Raw genomic sequence first — 19412 nt, forward strand, 5'->3', positions numbered from 1 at the left:
CTTAAATGAGACGCCGATATGACGGAACAGAAAAATACGAATGAAAATGACTTGCAGAATGGTACATCAAAGGCTGATGACGATATCCGCTATCAAGAAGTAAAACCTGTAAACAATAAGCGTTCAGGTTTGATAGGGAGTGCCGTTGCGATCCTCGTTATTCTGGCAATCGGTGGTGGTCTTTATTATTACACCACTCAACAAGCGACTAAACTAAGTACAGAAAACCAATCGCTAAAATCACAATTGGCACAATTACAACAATTGCAAGATACTTATCAACAACGTTTTGACAATATTGACAGTCAGTTTAACTCACAAAAACTCACTATTGATAAACTGCAAAATGAACGCCAAGTTACTGAGCGTCAAATCCAAAATTTACAAACGCAATTTGCTGCTATCTCAAGTGCAGATGTAAAGAGCTGGCTATTAGCGCAAGCTGATTTTATGGTAAAAATGGCGGGCCGCAAATTATGGAATGACCAAGATGTCGTCACAGCGGTAAGTTTATTAAAAGGTGCAGATAGTAGCTTAGCAGAAATGAATGACCCAAGCTTATTGGCCATCCGCCGCGCCATTAATGAAGATATTGGCAACTTAGCCGCGCTGAGCAAAATTGATAATGATGGTACTATTTTACAATTAAATCAGTTAGCTAATCAGGTTGATAACCTACGCTTATCTGGGTTTGAGCGTGATGGCTCACCGATGGATAAAAATGATGAAGCCATTTCAGGCTCGCTTTCTGACTGGAAGCAAAACCTCAGTAAAAGCTGGAAAAGCTTTATGGATGACTTTATTACTATCCGTCGTCGAGACAGTACCGCTATTCCACTATTAGCTCCAAACCAAGATATTTATCTGCGAGAAAATATCCGCTCTCGTTTATTAATTGCATCTCAAGCGGTGCCTCGCCATCAAACAGAGATTTATCAACAATCATTAGAAGCGGTATCTACTTGGGTACGCGCCTATTTTGATACCACCGATCCGAATACAACGGCTTTCTTAGACAGTATTAATGAGCTTGAAAAGCAGCCTATTACTCTCGCAATGCCAACAGAATTAAAAAGCCTCTCTCTGTTAGAAAAACGAGTAGAAAAGCAGATCCGTAATTTGCTGACCCAAAACGAGACATCACAGCCAGAAGCGGTTGAAGCCAAAGATGCCGAAGCTACACAAGCCCCTTATGCGGTTGATGCAGCACAAGATAGTGCAACATCAGGAACAACGACATCAACAACCGTAGCACCACAAGGAGAATAAATTTATGTTCAAGATCTTACTCCTATTTGTGGTATTGATTGCCGGGATAATCTTCGGGCCTGTATTAGCGGGTCATCAAGGTTATGTCTTTATACAAACCGATAATTGGGATATTGAAACTAGCGTTACCAGTCTTGTGATCATGTTTGTCTTACTGCAACTGATATTGCTCTTGCTTGGCTGGTGTTATCGTCGTTTTATTGGTACAGGCTCTAAAGCCTATAGTTGGTTCTCTTTGCGCAAACGCAGCCGAGCACGTAAACAAACACGGTTAGCATTAATGAAACTTGCGGAAGGTGATTTTAAACAAGTAGAAAAGCTGATGAGCCGCAATGCCGATTATGCGGAACAACCTGTAGTAAACTATTTACTAGCAGCAGAAGCAGCACAACAACGGGGTGATGAGTTTAGAGTACAGCAACATCTGGAGCGTGCTTCTGAGCTTGCTGATACCAATCAGTTACCCGTTGATATTACCCGAGTGCGCATTTTACTGGCACAAAATGAAAACCATGCTGCTCGTACTGGGGTCGATGAATTACTCAATCAAGTGCCTCGTCATCCGGAAGTATTACGCTTAGCAGAAACTGCGTATATACGTACAGAAGCTTGGCAAGCACTACTTGATATCATCCCTTCAATGCAGAAAATAGCCCTACATACAGATGATGAATTAGAGCAATTACGTCAACAAGCCTATATTGGGCTGATGGGACAGAAGATGTCCGAAAATGGTTGTGATGGACTGAAAAATTGGTGGAAGGCACAGCCTCGTAAGATCCAACATGATAATGGACTACGATTTGTATTAGCAGAACACCTTATTGAGTGCAACGATCCGCAAACTGCGCAGACGATCATTTTAGATGGGATCAAACGTCACTATGATGAACGCCTGATCTTATTATTACCGCGCTTAAAAAACAGCGATCCAGACTCAATTTTAAAAGTGCTTAACTCACTAATTAAACAACATGGTCCGACACCATTACTCAATAGCACCGTCGGTCAAATTGCCATGCAACAAGGGCAATGGGCACAAGCAGAAACAGCATTTCGCAATGCATTAAAACAGCGTCCAGATGTTCATGATTTTGCGTGGTTGGCTGATGTGCTAGATAAACAGAATAAATCAGTTGAGTCAGCCAAAGTACGCAAAGATGCGCTATTAATGACGTTAAAAAAAGACTCTGTTATTTTTGACGAGCCTAAAACAAATAAAGCACTGCAATAAATACATCATTTCATTTATTGACCAAAACCCTCAAACACAAAATTGAGGGTTTTTTATTACTTTTAAAAAGCGTGTTGAACCAGTAGTACTACTTCAAGACACAAAATTAAAAATAAATAGACCCAAGCGATACGATAAAAACGATAAGGTATCCCTTTGTTATTTTCATGTTGAAATGACAAATAATATTTTCTTGCTTGGTAAAACACCACGATATAAATCAGTGCGATCCCCTGACACAGAAAAGCAACATACTTCGCCCATGATTTTCCACCGATAATCAGCATGATCAGCGGGATCAAAAAAAACAGCAATGGGCCAAACTTATCTATCAAAAAGAGCCTTTCTTGCGCAAGATACGCTTTTTGGTTATTTATCATCGTGATGCCACCCTCTATTTACCCTTGCGCTGGATAATAGCGTGATAGTGTTATCAATTCAAAAGGGATGAGATAAAAAACAGACAAAAAAACACCCGTATTAAAAAATACAGGTGCATAAAATATACAATCAGGTCTACAGACGGATGGTGCCTCACTCAACGTTTCGTCCTGTTGGTGATGAATGGTGTTTCATCGATAACGTGGACGTAGGCACCGATAATCGGCTCTGCATCATTCCTAGGTTTATGAAGACATATGCTGTCATAAGGAGTGGAATGAGCATCTACAGAATAAGTAATGCATTTAGCGTGCCAACTTGTATTTTCCGCCAATAAAAAATTAATTCCCAAACAGCATAAAACTAACTAATTGAATTTTTTAGGCGCCTTCACCTTTATGGCGTATTTAAAATATAAAAGATCAGAGAGCGTATTTTTATCAGGCTATTGTTAAATAAAAAAGAAAAAATAAATTTGCTAACTCGTCTCTGTTTCACGACAGTTAAGCTAACACCAGTATATAATATATAAAAATCATTGAGTTATATGTCACCTTTTAGCGACATCAAATTTACCATGTGTTGTTTTTTACCGACAATAAAAAATATTTCATTTAAATTCATACGGTTACATAAATCATTTAACTTTCTCATGATGCTCTTTTTATGTAGTATAAAATCAGGCGGTAATACAAATTATTAATAATCTTTAACTAATATACTTACACTGCCCTGTAAACAAATAGCCTAATGATCTCCCTTTTTAAACTAAAAGAGCCAACAACCTGCTTTAATCATGAATCATAGATAAACGGTCTATTGTGCTTAGGACAGTAGCAAAAGGACAAAAGAGAAAGGACAGAAGGAAGATACAACAATATAAATGAAATAAGACAATATCGCTGTCAATAGCTTGATAATAAATGCAAAAAAGCCTCGATATATATCGAGGCTTTTTCTTATTGGTCGGCGAGAGAGGATTCGAACCTCCGACCCACTGGTCCCAAACCAGTTGCGCTACCAGGCTGCGCTACTCGCCGTCTGAATGACTGCTCTTATCTTGTTTATGGTGCGAAGGGGGGGACTTGAACCCCCACGTCCGTTAGGACACTAACACCTGAAGCTAGCGCGTCTACCAATTCCGCCACCCTCGCATAAACAAAAACTAAGATAAGATGGGGTGGCTAATGGGACTCGAACCCACGACAACTGGAATCACAATCCAGGGCTCTACCAACTGAGCTATAGCCACCATAACAGCTATCTTACTACTTCTACAACAACGCTCTTCACCGTAACTCTTAGCACGCTTTAATGGCGCGCCCGACAGGATTCGAACCTGAGACCTCTGCCTCCGGAGGGCAGCGCTCTATCCAGCTGAGCTACGGGCGCTTCACGCCGTTGCGGGAGAGGATAGTACGGATTTACACACTGTCTGTCTAGTGCTTTTTGAAAAAAAAAGTTTGTTTGACGATAGTTTGTGCATTTCGTCGATAAATGGAGCGTTTTTACCCACTCAACGCCCCATTAGTATAATAATCAAACAATCAAGATACCAGTAAAGATTGCGATTTTTGCTATTTAACACTTATTGCCGACAAAAAATACTCACGCAACTTACAATTTATTGGAATAGTAATAACCAACAAATTTTAATAACTTAAATTGGCGCTTGATCCGGCTAGGTTGTGACAGTAAACGATATAACCATTCTAGGCCTAAGTTTTGCCATGCTTTTGGCGCACGCTTAACATGCCCTGTAAAAACATCGTAAGTGCCACCTACGCCCATATATAACGCGTCTGGGTGTACTTGCCGACAAGCACGAATAAATAGCTCTTGCTTAGGTGAGCCCATGGCAATGGTCACGATCTTTGCCCCAGAAGCTTTGATACGTTCAAAAAGTGCATCTCTATCTTGTGGCGTAAAGTAACCATCTTGGCTACCGACAATATTCACATTCCATTGTGCCTTTAATTTACTTTCCGTCTGCGCCAATACCTGAGGTTTGCCACCAACTAAAAAGACCGGTGTGCCTTCTTTTCCGGCACGCTCCATTAAAGCTTCCCACAAATCAGCTCCCGCAATACGAGATACTTGTGCATCAGGATATTTACGTCGAATGCCGCGAACAACACTAATGCCATCGGCGTACAAATAATCCGCTTCATCTAATAACTGATTTAAGCCTTTATCTGTTTCTGCGGTTAAGATTTTTTCTGCATTAATCGCAATTAAAGAGCCACTTTTAATTTGCGCACCTTGATAAAGATAATCCAAAAAATGCGCCATATCTTTAAATCCCCAGATATTGTGCCCACGGATGGAATACTTCGGAATTGAATTTGTATCCATTACTTTTCCTTTTGTTCTAAACGAGGTTTATTGCGCACTTGATTAATAACATAGTGACGAACTAATCCTGCACTTTCAAATAACCAATACAGGAGTTTGGCTGCAATTAAACAGGCACCAAATACTAAACAGAAAAAGACCACGCGAGACACAAACGAATCAACGCCCTCACGCGCTAAAACAATCATGTTAAAAATAGCACCAAAGCAAAATGCTTGAAGAATGGCAGATTTGTAGCGATTGTGTTCATTTAACCCCTGCTGATAGAGCCAATCAAACCACTTAATAATAAGCCCAACAACCACCGCGCCTAAGGGGATAAATACAACGCCCCCCATCACCACCAAGGAGCCAATTAACGTTGGTGAAATGGCAAGTCCTGCATGATAATTAAGCACTTCCCAAGTAAAATAGTTTGCTGAATTTAGTACGACATCTGGTCTTTGTGGCCAAACCCATGAAGGGATAAACACATAAAAATCGCGAATAATAGGTGCGAGTCCTTGAAACTCGATTTTGTCGTAATTATTCAACAATAATGCAAGATTTTCCCAAGGAGAGAAGGTATCGCGAGTCAGATATAAAAAGGTATAAAAAGCTTCGGCACCACTGACATCAAGCCCGTAACGTTTTAGTGCTAACCAAAACATACCGACAATGCTCATCACACCTGCAGCAATTAACATCCATAAGGTTATCCAACCACGTACGATGCCAATAAATAAAAATAGTGCAAACGCAATAATGATATTTGCGCGTGTTCCCCCGACGATAACATAGGTCAAAATACCAAAGCCGACCGTCGCACAAAGGAAAAAAAGCCAACGTTGTTGTGTGGGCTTTAAGAAATAGACCACCAGCATTGCAGGAATAAAAAAATAGAAAAAGCGTTTTAGCGCCACACCTGATACTTGGCTTGAAAAAATTTGGCTATATGTTTTCAACTTAAAGAGTAAGAAGCCATTTTGTAAGAAAAATATGCCCACAGTAACGATAGCAATTAACGCTAACAGTATCCAAGTTAGGTTAGTCTCTACCCGATTCATCGTAAATAACGGCCTAGAAGGCTCGCTAGTGGCTTTTCTTAGTCTTACCTTATAAGTGACATAATAAATCGCATAAAAGCTAGTAGCGGCTAATAGAGCGTGTAATAAGGCATCGACAGGAACAACTGCCACATCAAACTGAAAGACTAATAAACAAGTTAATGGAAAGCCAAAATAGAATGTCAGCAAATAAAGCATGGAGAAGAAGACATTAAAATTAAAGCGTACCCGACGAAACTCTTGGTAGGTCAGTAATAAAATAAACCCCAACGAGATAAAGTAGACAAGGGTTAATCCCCCCAATTGCGCCAATGTCATTGGGTGTCTCCTGTGCTCATCTCAATCAATTGCTTCCAACCTTGGATAAAGTTAGGTGCAAAGAAGGTAATATTCTTCCTATCCAGTAGCAATAATTGACGTTGCGCTTCTTCAATTAACGCCACATCAAGTTTATCACCAGAGAAGAAAACGGGAACACTTTGCTCTGTTAAGTCTTGCCAAAATGGATTTTGACGGCTAATCACAAAAGGGATCCCAAATTGGATCAACAGGCATAACGTACCAATACCCTGCTGACGTTGGAAAATAAAATAACCTAAATCACAGGTTTTTAAGAGTGCGAGATAATCATCAAAGGCAAGATTATGTCGTAATATCTCAACGTGTTCTGTTGGAAATAAGTTTGTCGCTGCATCAGATACTTGCTGAATATAATCCTCGTTATTAGCGGGATATCCCATAGGAATGATCACTTTTGCTTTATGACCAAATTGTTCAGCAATCGCATTTAAAGCATCGATATGGCGGTTAGATTTATCGCCTGAGTTACCTAATACAATGGTAATATGCTGAGGATCAACGGCCTTCTTTTCTGTAAGCGTCAACGCCGGATCCATTCTTGTTGGGAAATAGAGCAAATTCGCGGGGATATTAACATTTGATTGAGCAAAATAATTTAGATCACCCCGTGTACCAAACACACGTCCAACCCGTTTTTGCGCAAGTTTACGCAATAGATAAAACAGTCTAAATTTTAATTGCTTAGCATCCTGATAAAGATCAGCACCCCAAATATGCCACCAGAATTGATGACGTTTAATTTTGCCCATCAATAAAGCAAGCCAAATAGGCGCATTAAATTGCCCCAGAAATAGAAAACGTTGTTTTCTATCTGCTTTAGCTAATGCTACCACTCTCTGCGCGACTTGTTTTTTATCCGCTAAACACTCAATCTCTAAATGAGGATAAAGTGATGATAACGAGTTATCTTTACTGGCAACGATAAAACGAGGTTTATACGTTAATGCCGCCTCAGTCACGAGGTGGTCGTTAAAAAAGCGTAACATTGTGTTGTTATGATGCACAATGTCTGAACCTAGTACGTAAATCAAAGTTGTCATTTGCGCCTGCAATAAATCACGAAAACAGAACTACAGAGAAGGAAGTAAATAATATAGGTTGCCATATAGGCTTGAGCTGCACCTAAAGCACCATGTTCAGGAATAAGCCAACGTGAAAAAAGCGTTAATAAGGCAAATTGGCTCACTTCTGTCAGAATATAAAAACGCAAAGCAGCCTTTGCAATCACCAGATAGCCAAAAACATAAGCCCCTACTTTCAACACATCACCAACCAGTTGCCAAGCAAATAACTCTCGCATAGCGATAAATTTTTCAGAAAATAGCAACCAAATGGCAAAATCTCGCAATAACCAAACCATAAAACTAGCCACTGCCACCGCTGGCAAGACGAATTTCAGTGACTTGGTTATCTCTTTGGCTATCTCATTTTTTTGCGTTAATCGTGAAAGTGTGGGTAATAAGTAAACAGAAAATGATGCTGTAATAAATTGTAGATAAGCATCCGATATACTGCTAACTCCTTGCCAAATGCCAACATCATCCCAGCTATAATGTTCTGCTAACAAGTTACGCATCATGATATAAGCGACGGGTAAAGTGATAGAAGTCAGTAGTGCCATAATGGTAAATTTACCAAGATGATTGGCGATAGCCTTATCCCAACTTGGTTTTAATTCACTCAGAGCAAAGCGCTTACGTTTTATTAAGATAACCATCGCTGGCAATAAAATCAGTGCAGGTACTAAAGCTAAGCCAATTAATGCACCATGATAACCTGCAATGAGATAACAGAGATAATAGGCAATAACACCAATTAAACTTCCCGCAATAATCGCTAAAGCGTTTCCAGATGCATCTCGATAACCTTTTAATATCGCCAGAAAATAGTTGGCATAGGCAATCCCCATCTGAATAAAGGCAACCATTCTGACAATATCTAGATATTGCAGATAGTCATCACCAAATAAAACGCGACTAATTGGTGTGGTAAAAATAAGAAATAAAATGGCAAGTAGTGTAGAAAACAGCAATATCATTGATGATGATGTACCCAACACATTTTTGCGTTGTAATGCATCATCTTGATATTGCGCAATCAATTTTGTTACACCATTAAAAATACCCGCCCCTGACAGCACACCAAGAACGGTAATTAATTGGCGGAAGTTACCCGCAAGTCCCACTCCGGAGGGACCAAAGGAGACCGCCAATAACTTTACGACCAACAGGCCAGCCCCGATTTTTATCAAGGTTGACCCTGCTGTCCAAATTGAAGCTTTAGCTAACGACATATCAAGCAAAGAAATGACGAATATGATGAATAACGGTTTGCTGCTCTTCTTCAGTCATGTTGTAGAACATCGGTAAGCGCACCAAGCGTTCACTCTCTTGTGTAGTGAAAATATCTTTACCATCAAAACGACCAAACTTCATTCCGGCAGGACTCGTATGCAGTGATACATAGTGGAATACCGTTAAGACGCCCTGTGCTTTCATATACTCATTAAAAGCCGTACGCTGCTCTATATCATTAAGTTTAATATAGAACATATGGGCATTATGCTCTAAACCGTCTGGTACAACAGGCAATGTTAACAAACCTTGTTCGGCTAACGGCGTTAATGCATCGTAATAGATTTGCCAGAATGCTAAACGACGTTCATTAATTTTATCGGCTTGTTCGAGTTGCGCCCAAAGATAAGCGGCTTGCAAATCAGACAGCAAATAGCTAGAGCCAATATCACGCCAAGTGTATTTATCAACTTGCCCACGGAAAAATTGACTACGATTGGTGCCTTTTTCACGGATCACTTCCGCACGATTAATTAAAGCAGGATCGTTAATCAGTGTTGCCCCACCTTCACCACCTGATGAATAGTTTTTCGTCTCATGAAAGCTATAGCAACCAATATGACCGATAGTTCCTAAAGCTTTACCTTTATAAGTCGACATTACCCCTTGCGCAGCATCTTCAACGACAAACAGGTTATGCTTTTTGGCGATCGCCATAATGGTATCCATTTCACAGGCAACACCTGCGTAATGAACGGGCACTATCGCACGCGTTTTCTCCGTAATCGCCGCTTCAATTTTTGTTTCATCAAGGTTCATGGTGTCTGGACGAATATCGACAAACACAATAGTTGCACCACGTAAAACAAAGGCGTTCGAAGTCGAAACAAAAGTGAAACTCGGCATAATCACTTCATCGCCGGGTTTGATATCCAGAAGGATAGCCGCCATTTCTAACGATGCTGTACAAGAAGGTGTTAACAGCGTCTTATGACAATGAAATTGTTCTTCTAACCACTTTTCACATTTTTTTGTGAAGTTGCCATCACCACAGAGCTTGCCACTTTCCATCGCCTGTTTCATATACTCTAATTCTGTGCCAACAACGGGTGGTTTATTAAACGGAATCATATTATCCCCTGTATAACCAATAAGTAGTGCTATCAATTAAAGCACCGCTTTGTGTATATAAACGCGAAGCTGCAATATTGCTAATTTGTGTTGCAACATAGAGGGTTGATAGACCTTGCTGTTGACACCAATACTTCGCCACCGACATCAGTTGCTTACCAATGCCTTGTCCTGTTCTATTCGGCATTACAGCAAGTAATCCCACTCTTGCTTCACTCTCAGAAATCCGACGTAATGTTACAAACCCTGTAACCTTATTTTCGCGATCCATCGTCAATAAACAGCTATCATCGAAAGTGCCTAAAACCGCTTTTTTTACCCATAATGCATAAAAACGGCTGCTATCACCTTCTTGATACCATGGCGCTCGAAAGCGACTTTGTACAAAAGCCGCAGAAGCCGTTGTCATTAATAATGGGATATCAGTTTCATTGGCTGTGCGAAAATGTATTTCAGCAATATTTCCACAAGCATTTTCTGTGCCAATTGGCAATTTGAAATCTATTTCACCTTCAGCGAATTGAAATCCTAATTGCGTTAAGTTATCAATCAGTAGAAGATCATAGGAAGCAACTTTGGCATGAACAACCGTAAATTGCTCAAGCCTATCTTGTGTTAAAACAGGCGCTTGAGCACTAAACTCAAGACGGCCTGTATTGAGGGAGAAAAAATCGCTCTCCCACTCAAGATAATTAATATTGGCGAGGACGGACATGTAATAAATCCAATAGATAGCGACCATAACCTGTTTTGGCGAGTGATTTTGCGCTTTCTCTGACTTGTTCGTCAGTTAACCAACCATTACGCCAAGCGATCTCTTCCAGACACGCCACTTTAAAACCTTGACGTTTTTCAACGGTTTGTACAAAAGTACTGGCTTCAATTAAACTATCGTGAGTCCCCGTATCTAACCAAGCAAAACCGCGTCCCAATAGCTCCACATTAAGCTCACCACACTCAAGATACATCTGATTAATCGAGGTTATCTCAAGCTCACCACGAACAGAAGGTTTCACCTTTTTCGCAAAATCAACCACGCGGTTATCATAGAAATAAAGCCCAGTGACCGCCCAATTCGATTTAGGCTGTTGAGGTTTTTCTTCTATTGACAGCACTTTGAAATCATCATCAAATTCAACAACACCGAAGCGCTCCGGATCCATCACTTGATAACCAAATACTGTTGCGCCCCGCTGACGTTGAGCAACTTGTTTTAGTTTGGGGCTAAACCCTTGACCAAAATAGATATTATCGCCTAAGACTAAACAACAGTGCTCATCACCAATAAACTCATCCCCTAAAATAAAGGCTTGAGCTAAGCCATCAGGAGATGGCTGAACTTTATATTGCAGATGGACACCAAATGCAGAGCCATCACCCAATAAACGTTGAAATGAAGTGAGATCATCAGGAGTGGTGATAATCAAAATATCACGAATTCCCGCTAACATAAGTACTGAGAGCGGATAATAGATCATGGGTTTATCATAGATAGGTAACAGCTGTTTCGATACCCCTTTCGTTATCGGATGTAAGCGTGTACCAGAGCCACCCGCTAAAATAATACCTTTCATCATTTATCCTTCACGTAATCAATCACCCAGTCCTAAACGCTCTCCTGCATAAGAGCCATCTAGTACTCGTTGCCACCAAGTTTGGTTATTTAAATACCACAATACCGTCTTACGAATACCTGACTCAAAGGTCTCTTGTGGTTTCCAACCTAACTCTGCTGCAATTTTAGCGGCATCAATAGCATAGCGTAGATCGTGACCCGGTCTGTCTTTTACATGGGTAATTAAATCAACATATTTCGCCACACCAGCAGGTTTATTAGGATGCAACTCTTCGAGCAATTCACAAATAGTTGTCACTACATCAATATTACGGCGTTCATTATGACCACCAATATTATATGTTTTACCCGGTTGGGCCGTTGTTGCCACTAAATACAATGCACGGGCATGATCTTCAACATAGAGCCAATCGCGAATTTGTTCACCTTTGCCATAAACAGGCAGTGGTTTTCCTGAAATGGCATTCAAAATAATCAGCGGGATTAATTTCTCAGGAAAATGATAAGGGCCATAGTTATTTGAACAATTGGTGATCAATGTTGGCAAGCCATAGGTACGCAACCATGCTCGTACAAGGTGGTCACTGGATGCTTTAGAAGCTGAATAAGGGCTACTTGGTGCATAAGGTGTCGTTTCAGTAAAGAAATCATCCGTTCCTTCTAAATCACCATACACTTCATCAGTTGAAATATGGTGGAAACGAAATGCCGCTTTTTTATCTTCAGGTAATACTGACCAGAAATGACGTGCAGCTTCTAATAAGGTGTAAGTACCAACAATATTAGTTTCAATAAACGCTGCCGGCCCATCAATAGAGCGGTCAACATGGCTTTCCGCGGCTAAATGCATCACGATATCTGGTTGATATTGCGCAAATAGACTATCAAGTGCAGCGCGATCGCAAATATCAACCTGTTCAAACGCGTAACGTTCACTGTTCGCCACAGGGGCAAGTGACTCTAAATTTCCCGCATAAGTCAGTTTATCTACCACGACGACACTGTCATTGGTGTTATCAATAATATGTCTAACAACCGCGGAGCCGATAAAACCGGCGCCGCCTGTAACTAAAATACGTCTCAACGCCATACTCCTTTTGTATCGACAATCCATTTTTGGGTAACTTGGCTACCAGGTATCGCTTTAAACTGTTGATGGTCGACTAACATTAAAACAATATCCGCCTCTTTTAATGCCTGCTCTGTAGAGACTAATTCAGTGATACCTTTTAATTTTGTCGGTAATTCATGAATATTTGGCTCTACGGCAAATGTTTTCCCACTATGCCAGTTAGCAACTTGTTGGGTGATATTCATTGCTGGACTTTCACGTAAATCGTCAATATTAGGTTTAAAGGCTAAACCAAAGCAGGCAATTTTGATCTCGTTAGCACGTTTACCGGTTTCAGTTAAACAATCCGCCACAGCGGCTTTAACTTGGTCGATAACCCATACAGGTTTGCCATCATTGACCAAACGGGCAGTATGAATTAAGCGTGATTGTTTAGGATTTTGAGACACGATAAACCAAGGATCAACGGCAATACAGTGTCCACCGACACCAGGACCCGGCTGTAAAATATTCACGCGAGGATGACGATTAGCCAAACTGATTAGCTCCCACACATTAATATCTTGGTCGGCACAAATCAGGGATAACTCATTAGCAAATGCAATATTCACGTCACGGAAGCTATTTTCTGTTAGCTTACACATCTCTGCGGTACGGGCATTAGTAATAACACATTCACCTTCAAGGAAAATTTTGTATAACTCACTCGCCCGCTGTGAAGATTTTTGGTTCATTCCCCCCACAACACGGTCATTGCGGATAAGTTCAACCATCACTTGTCCTGGCAATACACGCTCAGGGCAATAAGCGATATCAATATCGGCATTTTCACCTTGTTGATGTGGGAAAGTTAAATCCTCACGTGCCTGCGCAAGCCACTGTGACATTTGTTCTGTGGTTCCAACGGGTGAGGTTGATTCTAAAATAATCAAATCACCTTTCTTAAGTACAGGTGCTATTGAACGCGCAGCAGCTTCAACATAAGCCAGATCAGGTTCATGTTCGCCTTTAAAGGGGGTTGGAACTGCAATAAGGTAAGCGTCTGCGGGTTGTGGTGTGGTATAGGCTTTTAAATGCCCTTCTTCAACGGCTTGTTTTACCACTTTATCCAGATCAGGTTCAACGATGTGAATTTGACCTTTATTAATGGTATCAACAGCGTGTTGGTTAACATCCACACCAATAACACTTTTTTTACGAGAGGCAAAAGCTGCCGCTGTTGGTAATCCAATGTAGCCGAGGCCGATAACAGAAATAGTTTCAAAACTCATAATGTCACCTGATTATTTTTCAATGCTTCAAGAATACGTTGGCAGGCATGACCATCACCATAAGGATTTGTTGCTTTACTCATTTGGTGATATGCGTTTTCGTCTGTCAATAAAGAGGTTACTTCGCTAACAATACGTTTAGTATCTGTACCCACTAAACGCACAGAACCGGCTTCAACTGCTTCAGGGCGCTCTGTTGTATCGCGCATAACAAGAACAGGTTTACCTAATGAAGGCGCCTCTTCTTGAATACCACCTGAATCAGTTAAAATAAGGTAAGCGTGGTTCATTAAATAAACAAAAGGCAGGTAATCTTGCGGTTGAATTAATTTAATATTATTAATTCCATGCAGAATACGCTTTACGGGTTCACTTACATTAGGATTCAAGTGAACAGGATAGACAACTTCAACATCGGGGTGAGCCAATGCAATCTCTGCTAATGCTTGGCAAATGCGCTCAAAACCACCCCCAAAGCTTTCTCTGCGATGTCCCGTAACTAAGATCATCTTTCTTTCTGGCTGAATAAAGGGATATTGCACAGCAAGTTCATCGAGCAGGGTTTGATTTCCCATCACTCGCTCGCTAACCCAAAATAGCGCATCAATAACGGTATTGCCGGTAACAAAAATATTTTTATCCGCAACCGCTTCTCGCACCAGATTTAACTTTGCAGTTTCAGTGGGAGCAAAATGGTACATCGCCAAATGGCCGGCAATTGTCCGATTCGCTTCTTCTGGCCAAGGAGAATAGAGATTACCGGTACGTAATCCCGCTTCAACATGACCGACGGGGATTTGTTGATAAAAAGCAGCAAGGCTTGCCGCCATGGTGGTGGTTGTATCACCATGTACTAACACAACATCAGGTTGAAATGACGCTAGAACAGGTTTTAAACCTTCTAAAATGCGACAGGTTATATCTGTTAAATCTTGTCCTGGTTTCATAATATTGAGATCATAATCTGGTTTGATCTCGAAAAGATTTAATACCTGATCAAGCATTTCTCGATGTTGGGCCGTAACACAAACTTTCGCCTCAAACGAATCATCATTTGCTAAAGCGTGCACTAAAGGTGCCATTTTGATCGCTTCAGGGCGTGTGCCAAAAACAGTCAACACTTTCACAGTGGCTCTCTTTTTTCTTTGTTATATTGCTTATTTTTGGGAAAGCAATATGCCCTTATTCTCAGGGGCATCAGGTGAAAATACACCTGATGTCTCGTTATTATTAAAATGATAAAAAGGTAATAATGATTATTTTTTTAATGAACTACGTCTGACTAATGCCACACCCGCGCCCACTAAAACACCAATAGCACCCCAAAGCACCATCATAAAGGCACGGCGAGGACTATCTCGTTTCACAGGATCTTCAGGTGTACGTAAGAAACGGTAAGTTTGGAAGTTATCTTGTAATTTAGCACCTACCGCGAGGGTGGATAACATTGCCGTATTTTGATCATAATCACTATCAAAATCTGGCCCTGTTGCCATTAATGTTTCTAACTGTGATTGCAATAAAGGCACGCCGAGTAGAAACAGCTTCGAATCCGGTAATTCATCTATCGCAATCGAGGTCTGTTTTTGAGAAATACCTTGTTTCTCAGCAACTTTAATCGATTGTTTGAGTAAATTAATTTGTCGTTGATAAGCAGCTTGAGCAGCCATTTCTTGGCGTTTCACTAAAGCTTTCATCGATTGTGTTCGAGTTGCCCATGCGGCAATCACTTCTTCATTTAGATGCTCTGCGGCACGTTTATTCGCAAAAGCAATATATTCATTGAGCAGTTGACTCGAATCGTTGGCCGTTTCAGCAATGAGTTTCAATTGATCATTAACCAATTTCTTCTCATCAGCCGGTGTAAATTGAATATTATTGATGAGCTCATCTAATAATGCCGCATCTGCTTGCGCATCGTTTTCTTTACGTTGTTTGTAATAATCCGTTTGCAACCAAAACTCACGTCGTGTATCAAAAGCTGAAATCTGTGTTACAAACTCTTGATAAGCTTCATCAGGGATACTTAACTGAGAAACAGTCACAGACGGATTAATTTGCGTATCAAGATTACGTAAGAACTGAGACTGAGAATAATAACTACCTAAATTATTCACAGTAGGTCTCTCTGTCATCGCAATAGCGCTCCATTTAGGTTGCATCAAGTAAGATGTCCCTAATGCAATCAGCGCAAAAAGCAGCGCGAACCCTATTATCCAGCGTTTTCCTGACCATAGTGCACAACAAAGACCTCGAATATCGAGTTCATTATCGGGTGAAAACCCCTGTCGGGAGACGTTATTTTCCGAGTTCATCACGTTAAAAGACCTCTGCTTATTTAATGCTTAAGTTGTGTCGCTTTACGTAGGCGACGTTTATATCGTTTAATAAAACGAGCGACTCGCCACGCGCGTTTAATGCAATAACCGTACATAACAAAAGCAAGCAAAAACAATGCCAACATTACCCATTCTGGTACAAAAGATAAGTTTTCACCAATAATACCAATAGCGGCCAACACCGCGGCTGCAAGCGTGATCAAAACAAAAGCTTGGCGAGGGGTAAAACCTGCTCGCATAATTAAATGGTGGATATGTTGACGGTCTGGTGAAAAAGGACTCATTCCTTTACGTAAACGGCGGTACATAATTGCCACCATATCCATAAGAGGAATAGCAATGATCCATAATGCAGTAACCGCATTGATTGGATGAGGATCAACTTGAGTAGAGGAAATTAATAGCCAAATAATAGTAAAGCCTATTAGCGTACTTCCCGCATCGCCCATAAAGACTTTAAATTTTTTACCACAAACACCAAGGTTTAACATGATATAAGGTAAAATCGCGGCAATAAATGAGAAGCACCAAAAAGCAAGTGCAGAGCTTCCACTTTGGTAAAGTAAAATACCCAGCGCACCAAACGAAACGCAAGAAAGACCGCCTAATAAACCATCAATACCATCCACCATATTAAAGGCATTGATTGCAGCCCAAACAGCAAATAGCGTGACGATATAACCGAAAGGCCCTAAATGCATATCCCAAGGCCCAAAAGCATGACCAAGTGATTCAAGTTTTAAACCACCGAATACCATCATAGCAATACCCACTAACGCTTGGATAGTTGCCCTGATTTTGACACTGATATCATAACGATCATCAAGCGCACCGATAAAAACAAGTATCCCCGCACAAATCAAATACAGCTCTTTGTGAGGAATGTAGATATCTGAAACATAAAAAGCGAAAACAATACCAAAATAGACTGAAATCCCACCTACAAGGGGGATCAACCCATGATGTCGTTTACGATAGTTAGGTTTATCTACGAGTCCAATCTTCTTTGCCACCTTACGAGCTACAAATAGGAAAGCGAAAGAAAATAGGAACACGTAAAAAACATTTGTGCTCATTTTTAGTATATCCACAGTACTGTTCTCTATAATAAATATAGCTGGTTATTTACCCATCCATGTGTTTTTTATTCTTTCTCCAGCTTGTACCACGACGAGTTTACTCAGTAACCCACCACCCTTTATCAATAATAAATTTTCCTTAACTATTTTTATTGATGTTATCGCTATTTTTATTAAAACTATAAATATGCAATATACATACCAAATTATCATTTTGCGATGATAATAAAAGACCTAAGTCCAATGTAAAAAAAACGCCACTGACTTGTGGCGTTTTTATCATATCGTTAATTACACAAAGTAAATGAGTTTAACAACCTCTAAATTGGTGTGATATCACTTATTTTTCTATCATCAACACAATTTTTTCTTTTTTTGTTGTCTCTCTCAATTTTGTAATAACACTTTATGAGCGTTTCATAAAGTCGAAGAATTCTTCATTTGTTTTTGTCATCGCTAATTTATTAATGAGGAATTCCATTGCATCAATCTCACCCATTGGGTGGATAATTTTACGCAGGATCCACATTTTTTGTAACTCATCTTGCGATGTCAGTAATTCTTCTTTACGTGTTCCTGAACGGTTGTAATCAATTGCTGGGAATACTCGTTTTTCTGCAATCTTACGCGACAGGTGTAATTCCATATTACCTGTACCTTTAAACTCTTCGTAGATAACTTCATCCATCTTAGAGCCAGTATCAACCAATGCAGTCGCAATAATGGTTAAACTACCACCTTCTTCTACATTACGAGCAGCCCCGAAGAAACGTTTTGGACGATGTAGCGCGTTCGCATCCACACCACCAGTTAATACTTTTCCTGAAGAAGGTACTACGGTGTTATAAGCACGGGCTAAACGAGTAATAGAGTCTAATAAAATGATAACGTCTTTTTTATGTTCTACTAAACGCTTGGCTTTCTCAATAACCATTTCCGCTACTTGCACATGACGAGATGCTGGCTCATCAAAGGTAGAGGCAATAACTTCACCTTTAACTAAACGTTGCATCTCTGTGACTTCTTCAGGACGTTCATCAATAAGAAGTACCATTAATACGCAGTCAGGATAGTTATGAGCAATGTTGGCCGCAATATTTTGTAGCAACATTGTTTTACCCGCTTTTGGTGGGGCAACGATTAAACCACGTTGTCCACGACCAATAGGTGCAGCCAAGTCGAGTACGCGGGCAGTTAAATCTTCGGTAGAACCATTACCACGTTCCATACGTAAGCGGTTATTAGCATGTAATGGTGTTAAGTTTTCAAAGAGGATTTTACTGCGGGCGTTTTCTGGTTTGTCAAAGTTAACTTCATTCACTTTAAGGAGGGCAAAATAGCGTTCACCTTCTTTAGGTGGGCGAATTTTCCCTGCTATGGTATCACCAGTGCGAAGGTTAAAACGACGGATTTGACTTGGAGAAACATAGATATCATCTGGGCCAGCAAGGTAGGAACTGTCTGAGGAACGTAGGAAGCCAAAGCCATCCTGTAGTATTTCCAGCACTCCATCACCGAAAATATCTTCTCCACTTTTGGCATGTTGCTTCAAGATAGAGAAAATGATGTCTTGTTTTCTCATTCGAGCTAGGTTTTCTAGCCCCATATTTTCGCCAAGTGCTATCAGTTCTGATACCGGCGTATTTTTTAATTCGGTAAGATTCATAATGGTGGGTTCTTAATAACTCGGGGTAACTCTCGAACTATGAACGTGAATAGTATAACAGCGAATCGCTGTCAGTTTCGTCATGTGTAAAATTACAGATTACTACTTTATAACATCAGTATAAACATCGTGATAATGTTAGAAAGCATGTTAATGCTATATAGACCAGTCACAACACTGTCCCCAGAAAGTGACATCCATTGCCGTAACAAGATGATTGTACTTTCAGTTATGGGTTAGGAACATATATAGAAAAATTATATTCCTTGAATACTATAGATTATTCTAAGACAACCGGACTGGTTAGATGAATTCAGATTACTTATAGTTTATTCAAAT

The 19412-nt window shown here is 40.3% G+C and carries 16 protein-coding genes and 4 tRNA genes; 2 read left to right on the top strand and 18 right to left on the bottom strand.

Going from position 1 to position 19412, the window contains the following annotated elements; genetic code table 11:
• Window positions 1-18: 18 nt before the first annotated feature.
• Window positions 19-1269, top strand: coding sequence for a uroporphyrinogen-III C-methyltransferase (gene hemX, locus GWI58_RS03340; protein WP_004246333.1), 1251 nt, complete (start codon window positions 19-21; stop codon window positions 1267-1269).
• A gap of 4 nt (window positions 1270-1273) precedes the next feature.
• Window positions 1274-2503 carry a protoheme IX biogenesis protein HemY gene (gene hemY / locus GWI58_RS03345; protein WP_004246334.1) on the top strand — a complete coding sequence of 410 codons (1230 nt, stop codon included), beginning with the start codon at window positions 1274-1276 and terminating at the stop codon, window positions 2501-2503.
• 62 nt (window positions 2504-2565) lie between these two features.
• Here the strand turns inward: hemY and GWI58_RS03350 are convergent, their stop codons facing one another.
• The 18 genes from GWI58_RS03350 to rho form a co-directional block, all read right to left on the bottom strand.
• The gene (locus GWI58_RS03350) at window positions 2566-2883 is read right to left on the bottom strand and encodes a hypothetical protein (protein WP_012368704.1); all 318 of its coding nucleotides are present in this window, start codon (window positions 2881-2883) and stop codon (window positions 2566-2568) included.
• A gap of 964 nt (window positions 2884-3847) precedes the next feature.
• Window positions 3848-3924: transfer RNA gene (locus GWI58_RS03355), tRNA-Pro, on the bottom strand.
• Between the two features lie 27 nt (window positions 3925-3951).
• Window positions 3952-4038 (bottom strand) — tRNA-Leu (locus GWI58_RS03360).
• Between the two features lie 22 nt (window positions 4039-4060).
• Window positions 4061-4136: transfer RNA gene (locus GWI58_RS03365), tRNA-His, on the bottom strand.
• Window positions 4137-4199: 63 nt separating this feature from the next.
• Window positions 4200-4276 (bottom strand) — tRNA-Arg (locus tag GWI58_RS03370).
• Window positions 4277-4501: 225 nt separating this feature from the next.
• Complete coding sequence (gene wecG / locus GWI58_RS03375; protein WP_004246339.1) at window positions 4502-5239, bottom strand: lipopolysaccharide N-acetylmannosaminouronosyltransferase; 738 nt, start codon at window positions 5237-5239, stop codon at window positions 4502-4504.
• A complete protein-coding gene (gene wzyE / locus GWI58_RS03380; protein ID WP_020946594.1) occupies window positions 5239-6603 on the bottom strand; it encodes an ECA oligosaccharide polymerase in 1365 nt (454 codons plus the stop codon). Before wzyE ends, wecG begins: the two co-directional genes overlap by 1 nt.
• Window positions 6600-7685 (bottom strand): TDP-N-acetylfucosamine:lipid II N-acetylfucosaminyltransferase, encoded by a 1086-nt coding sequence (locus tag GWI58_RS03385; protein ID WP_004249664.1) that lies wholly within the window; start codon window positions 7683-7685, stop codon window positions 6600-6602. The genes wzyE and GWI58_RS03385 overlap by 4 nt, the downstream gene beginning before the upstream one ends.
• Window positions 7682-8938 carry a lipid III flippase WzxE gene (gene wzxE, locus GWI58_RS03390; protein WP_161768898.1) on the bottom strand — a complete coding sequence of 419 codons (1257 nt, stop codon included), beginning with the start codon at window positions 8936-8938 and terminating at the stop codon, window positions 7682-7684. Before wzxE ends, GWI58_RS03385 begins: the two co-directional genes overlap by 4 nt.
• Window position 8939: 1 nt before the next feature.
• Window positions 8940-10070 carry a dTDP-4-amino-4,6-dideoxygalactose transaminase gene (gene rffA / locus GWI58_RS03395; protein ID WP_004246343.1) on the bottom strand — a complete coding sequence of 377 codons (1131 nt, stop codon included), beginning with the start codon at window positions 10068-10070 and terminating at the stop codon, window positions 8940-8942.
• Window position 10071: 1 nt separating this feature from the next.
• Window positions 10072-10785, bottom strand: coding sequence for a dTDP-4-amino-4,6-dideoxy-D-galactose acyltransferase (rffC, locus tag GWI58_RS03400; protein ID WP_004246344.1), 714 nt, complete (start codon window positions 10783-10785; stop codon window positions 10072-10074).
• A complete protein-coding gene (rfbA, locus tag GWI58_RS03405) occupies window positions 10763-11644 on the bottom strand; it encodes a glucose-1-phosphate thymidylyltransferase RfbA (protein WP_004249667.1) in 882 nt (293 codons plus the stop codon). Before rfbA ends, rffC begins: the two co-directional genes overlap by 23 nt.
• Window positions 11645-11662: 18 nt before the next feature.
• Window positions 11663-12736, bottom strand: coding sequence for a dTDP-glucose 4,6-dehydratase (gene rffG / locus GWI58_RS03410; protein WP_012368702.1), 1074 nt, complete (start codon window positions 12734-12736; stop codon window positions 11663-11665).
• Complete coding sequence (wecC, locus tag GWI58_RS03415; protein ID WP_094959926.1) at window positions 12727-13989, bottom strand: UDP-N-acetyl-D-mannosamine dehydrogenase; 1263 nt, start codon at window positions 13987-13989, stop codon at window positions 12727-12729. The genes rffG and wecC overlap by 10 nt, the downstream gene beginning before the upstream one ends.
• On the bottom strand, window positions 13986-15116 hold the full coding sequence (gene wecB, locus GWI58_RS03420; RefSeq protein WP_004246349.1) for a non-hydrolyzing UDP-N-acetylglucosamine 2-epimerase: 1131 nt from the start codon (window positions 15114-15116) through the stop codon (window positions 13986-13988). Before wecB ends, wecC begins: the two co-directional genes overlap by 4 nt.
• Before the next feature lie 129 nt (window positions 15117-15245).
• Window positions 15246-16304, bottom strand: a complete 1059-nt coding sequence (gene wzzE, locus GWI58_RS03425) for an ECA polysaccharide chain length modulation protein (RefSeq protein ID WP_110229681.1) — start codon at window positions 16302-16304, stop codon at window positions 15246-15248.
• Window positions 16305-16327: 23 nt separating this feature from the next.
• Window positions 16328-17419 carry a UDP-N-acetylglucosamine--undecaprenyl-phosphate N-acetylglucosaminephosphotransferase gene (gene wecA / locus GWI58_RS03430; protein ID WP_004246352.1) on the bottom strand — a complete coding sequence of 364 codons (1092 nt, stop codon included), beginning with the start codon at window positions 17417-17419 and terminating at the stop codon, window positions 16328-16330.
• Between the two features lie 394 nt (window positions 17420-17813).
• Window positions 17814-19073, bottom strand: coding sequence for a transcription termination factor Rho (rho, locus tag GWI58_RS03435; protein WP_004246354.1), 1260 nt, complete (start codon window positions 19071-19073; stop codon window positions 17814-17816).
• Between the last annotated feature and the right edge of the window lie 339 nt (window positions 19074-19412).

This window comes from Proteus sp. G2674, assembly GCF_009915195.1.
GTDB classification, from domain to species: Bacteria; Pseudomonadota; Gammaproteobacteria; order Enterobacterales; family Enterobacteriaceae; genus Proteus; species Proteus mirabilis.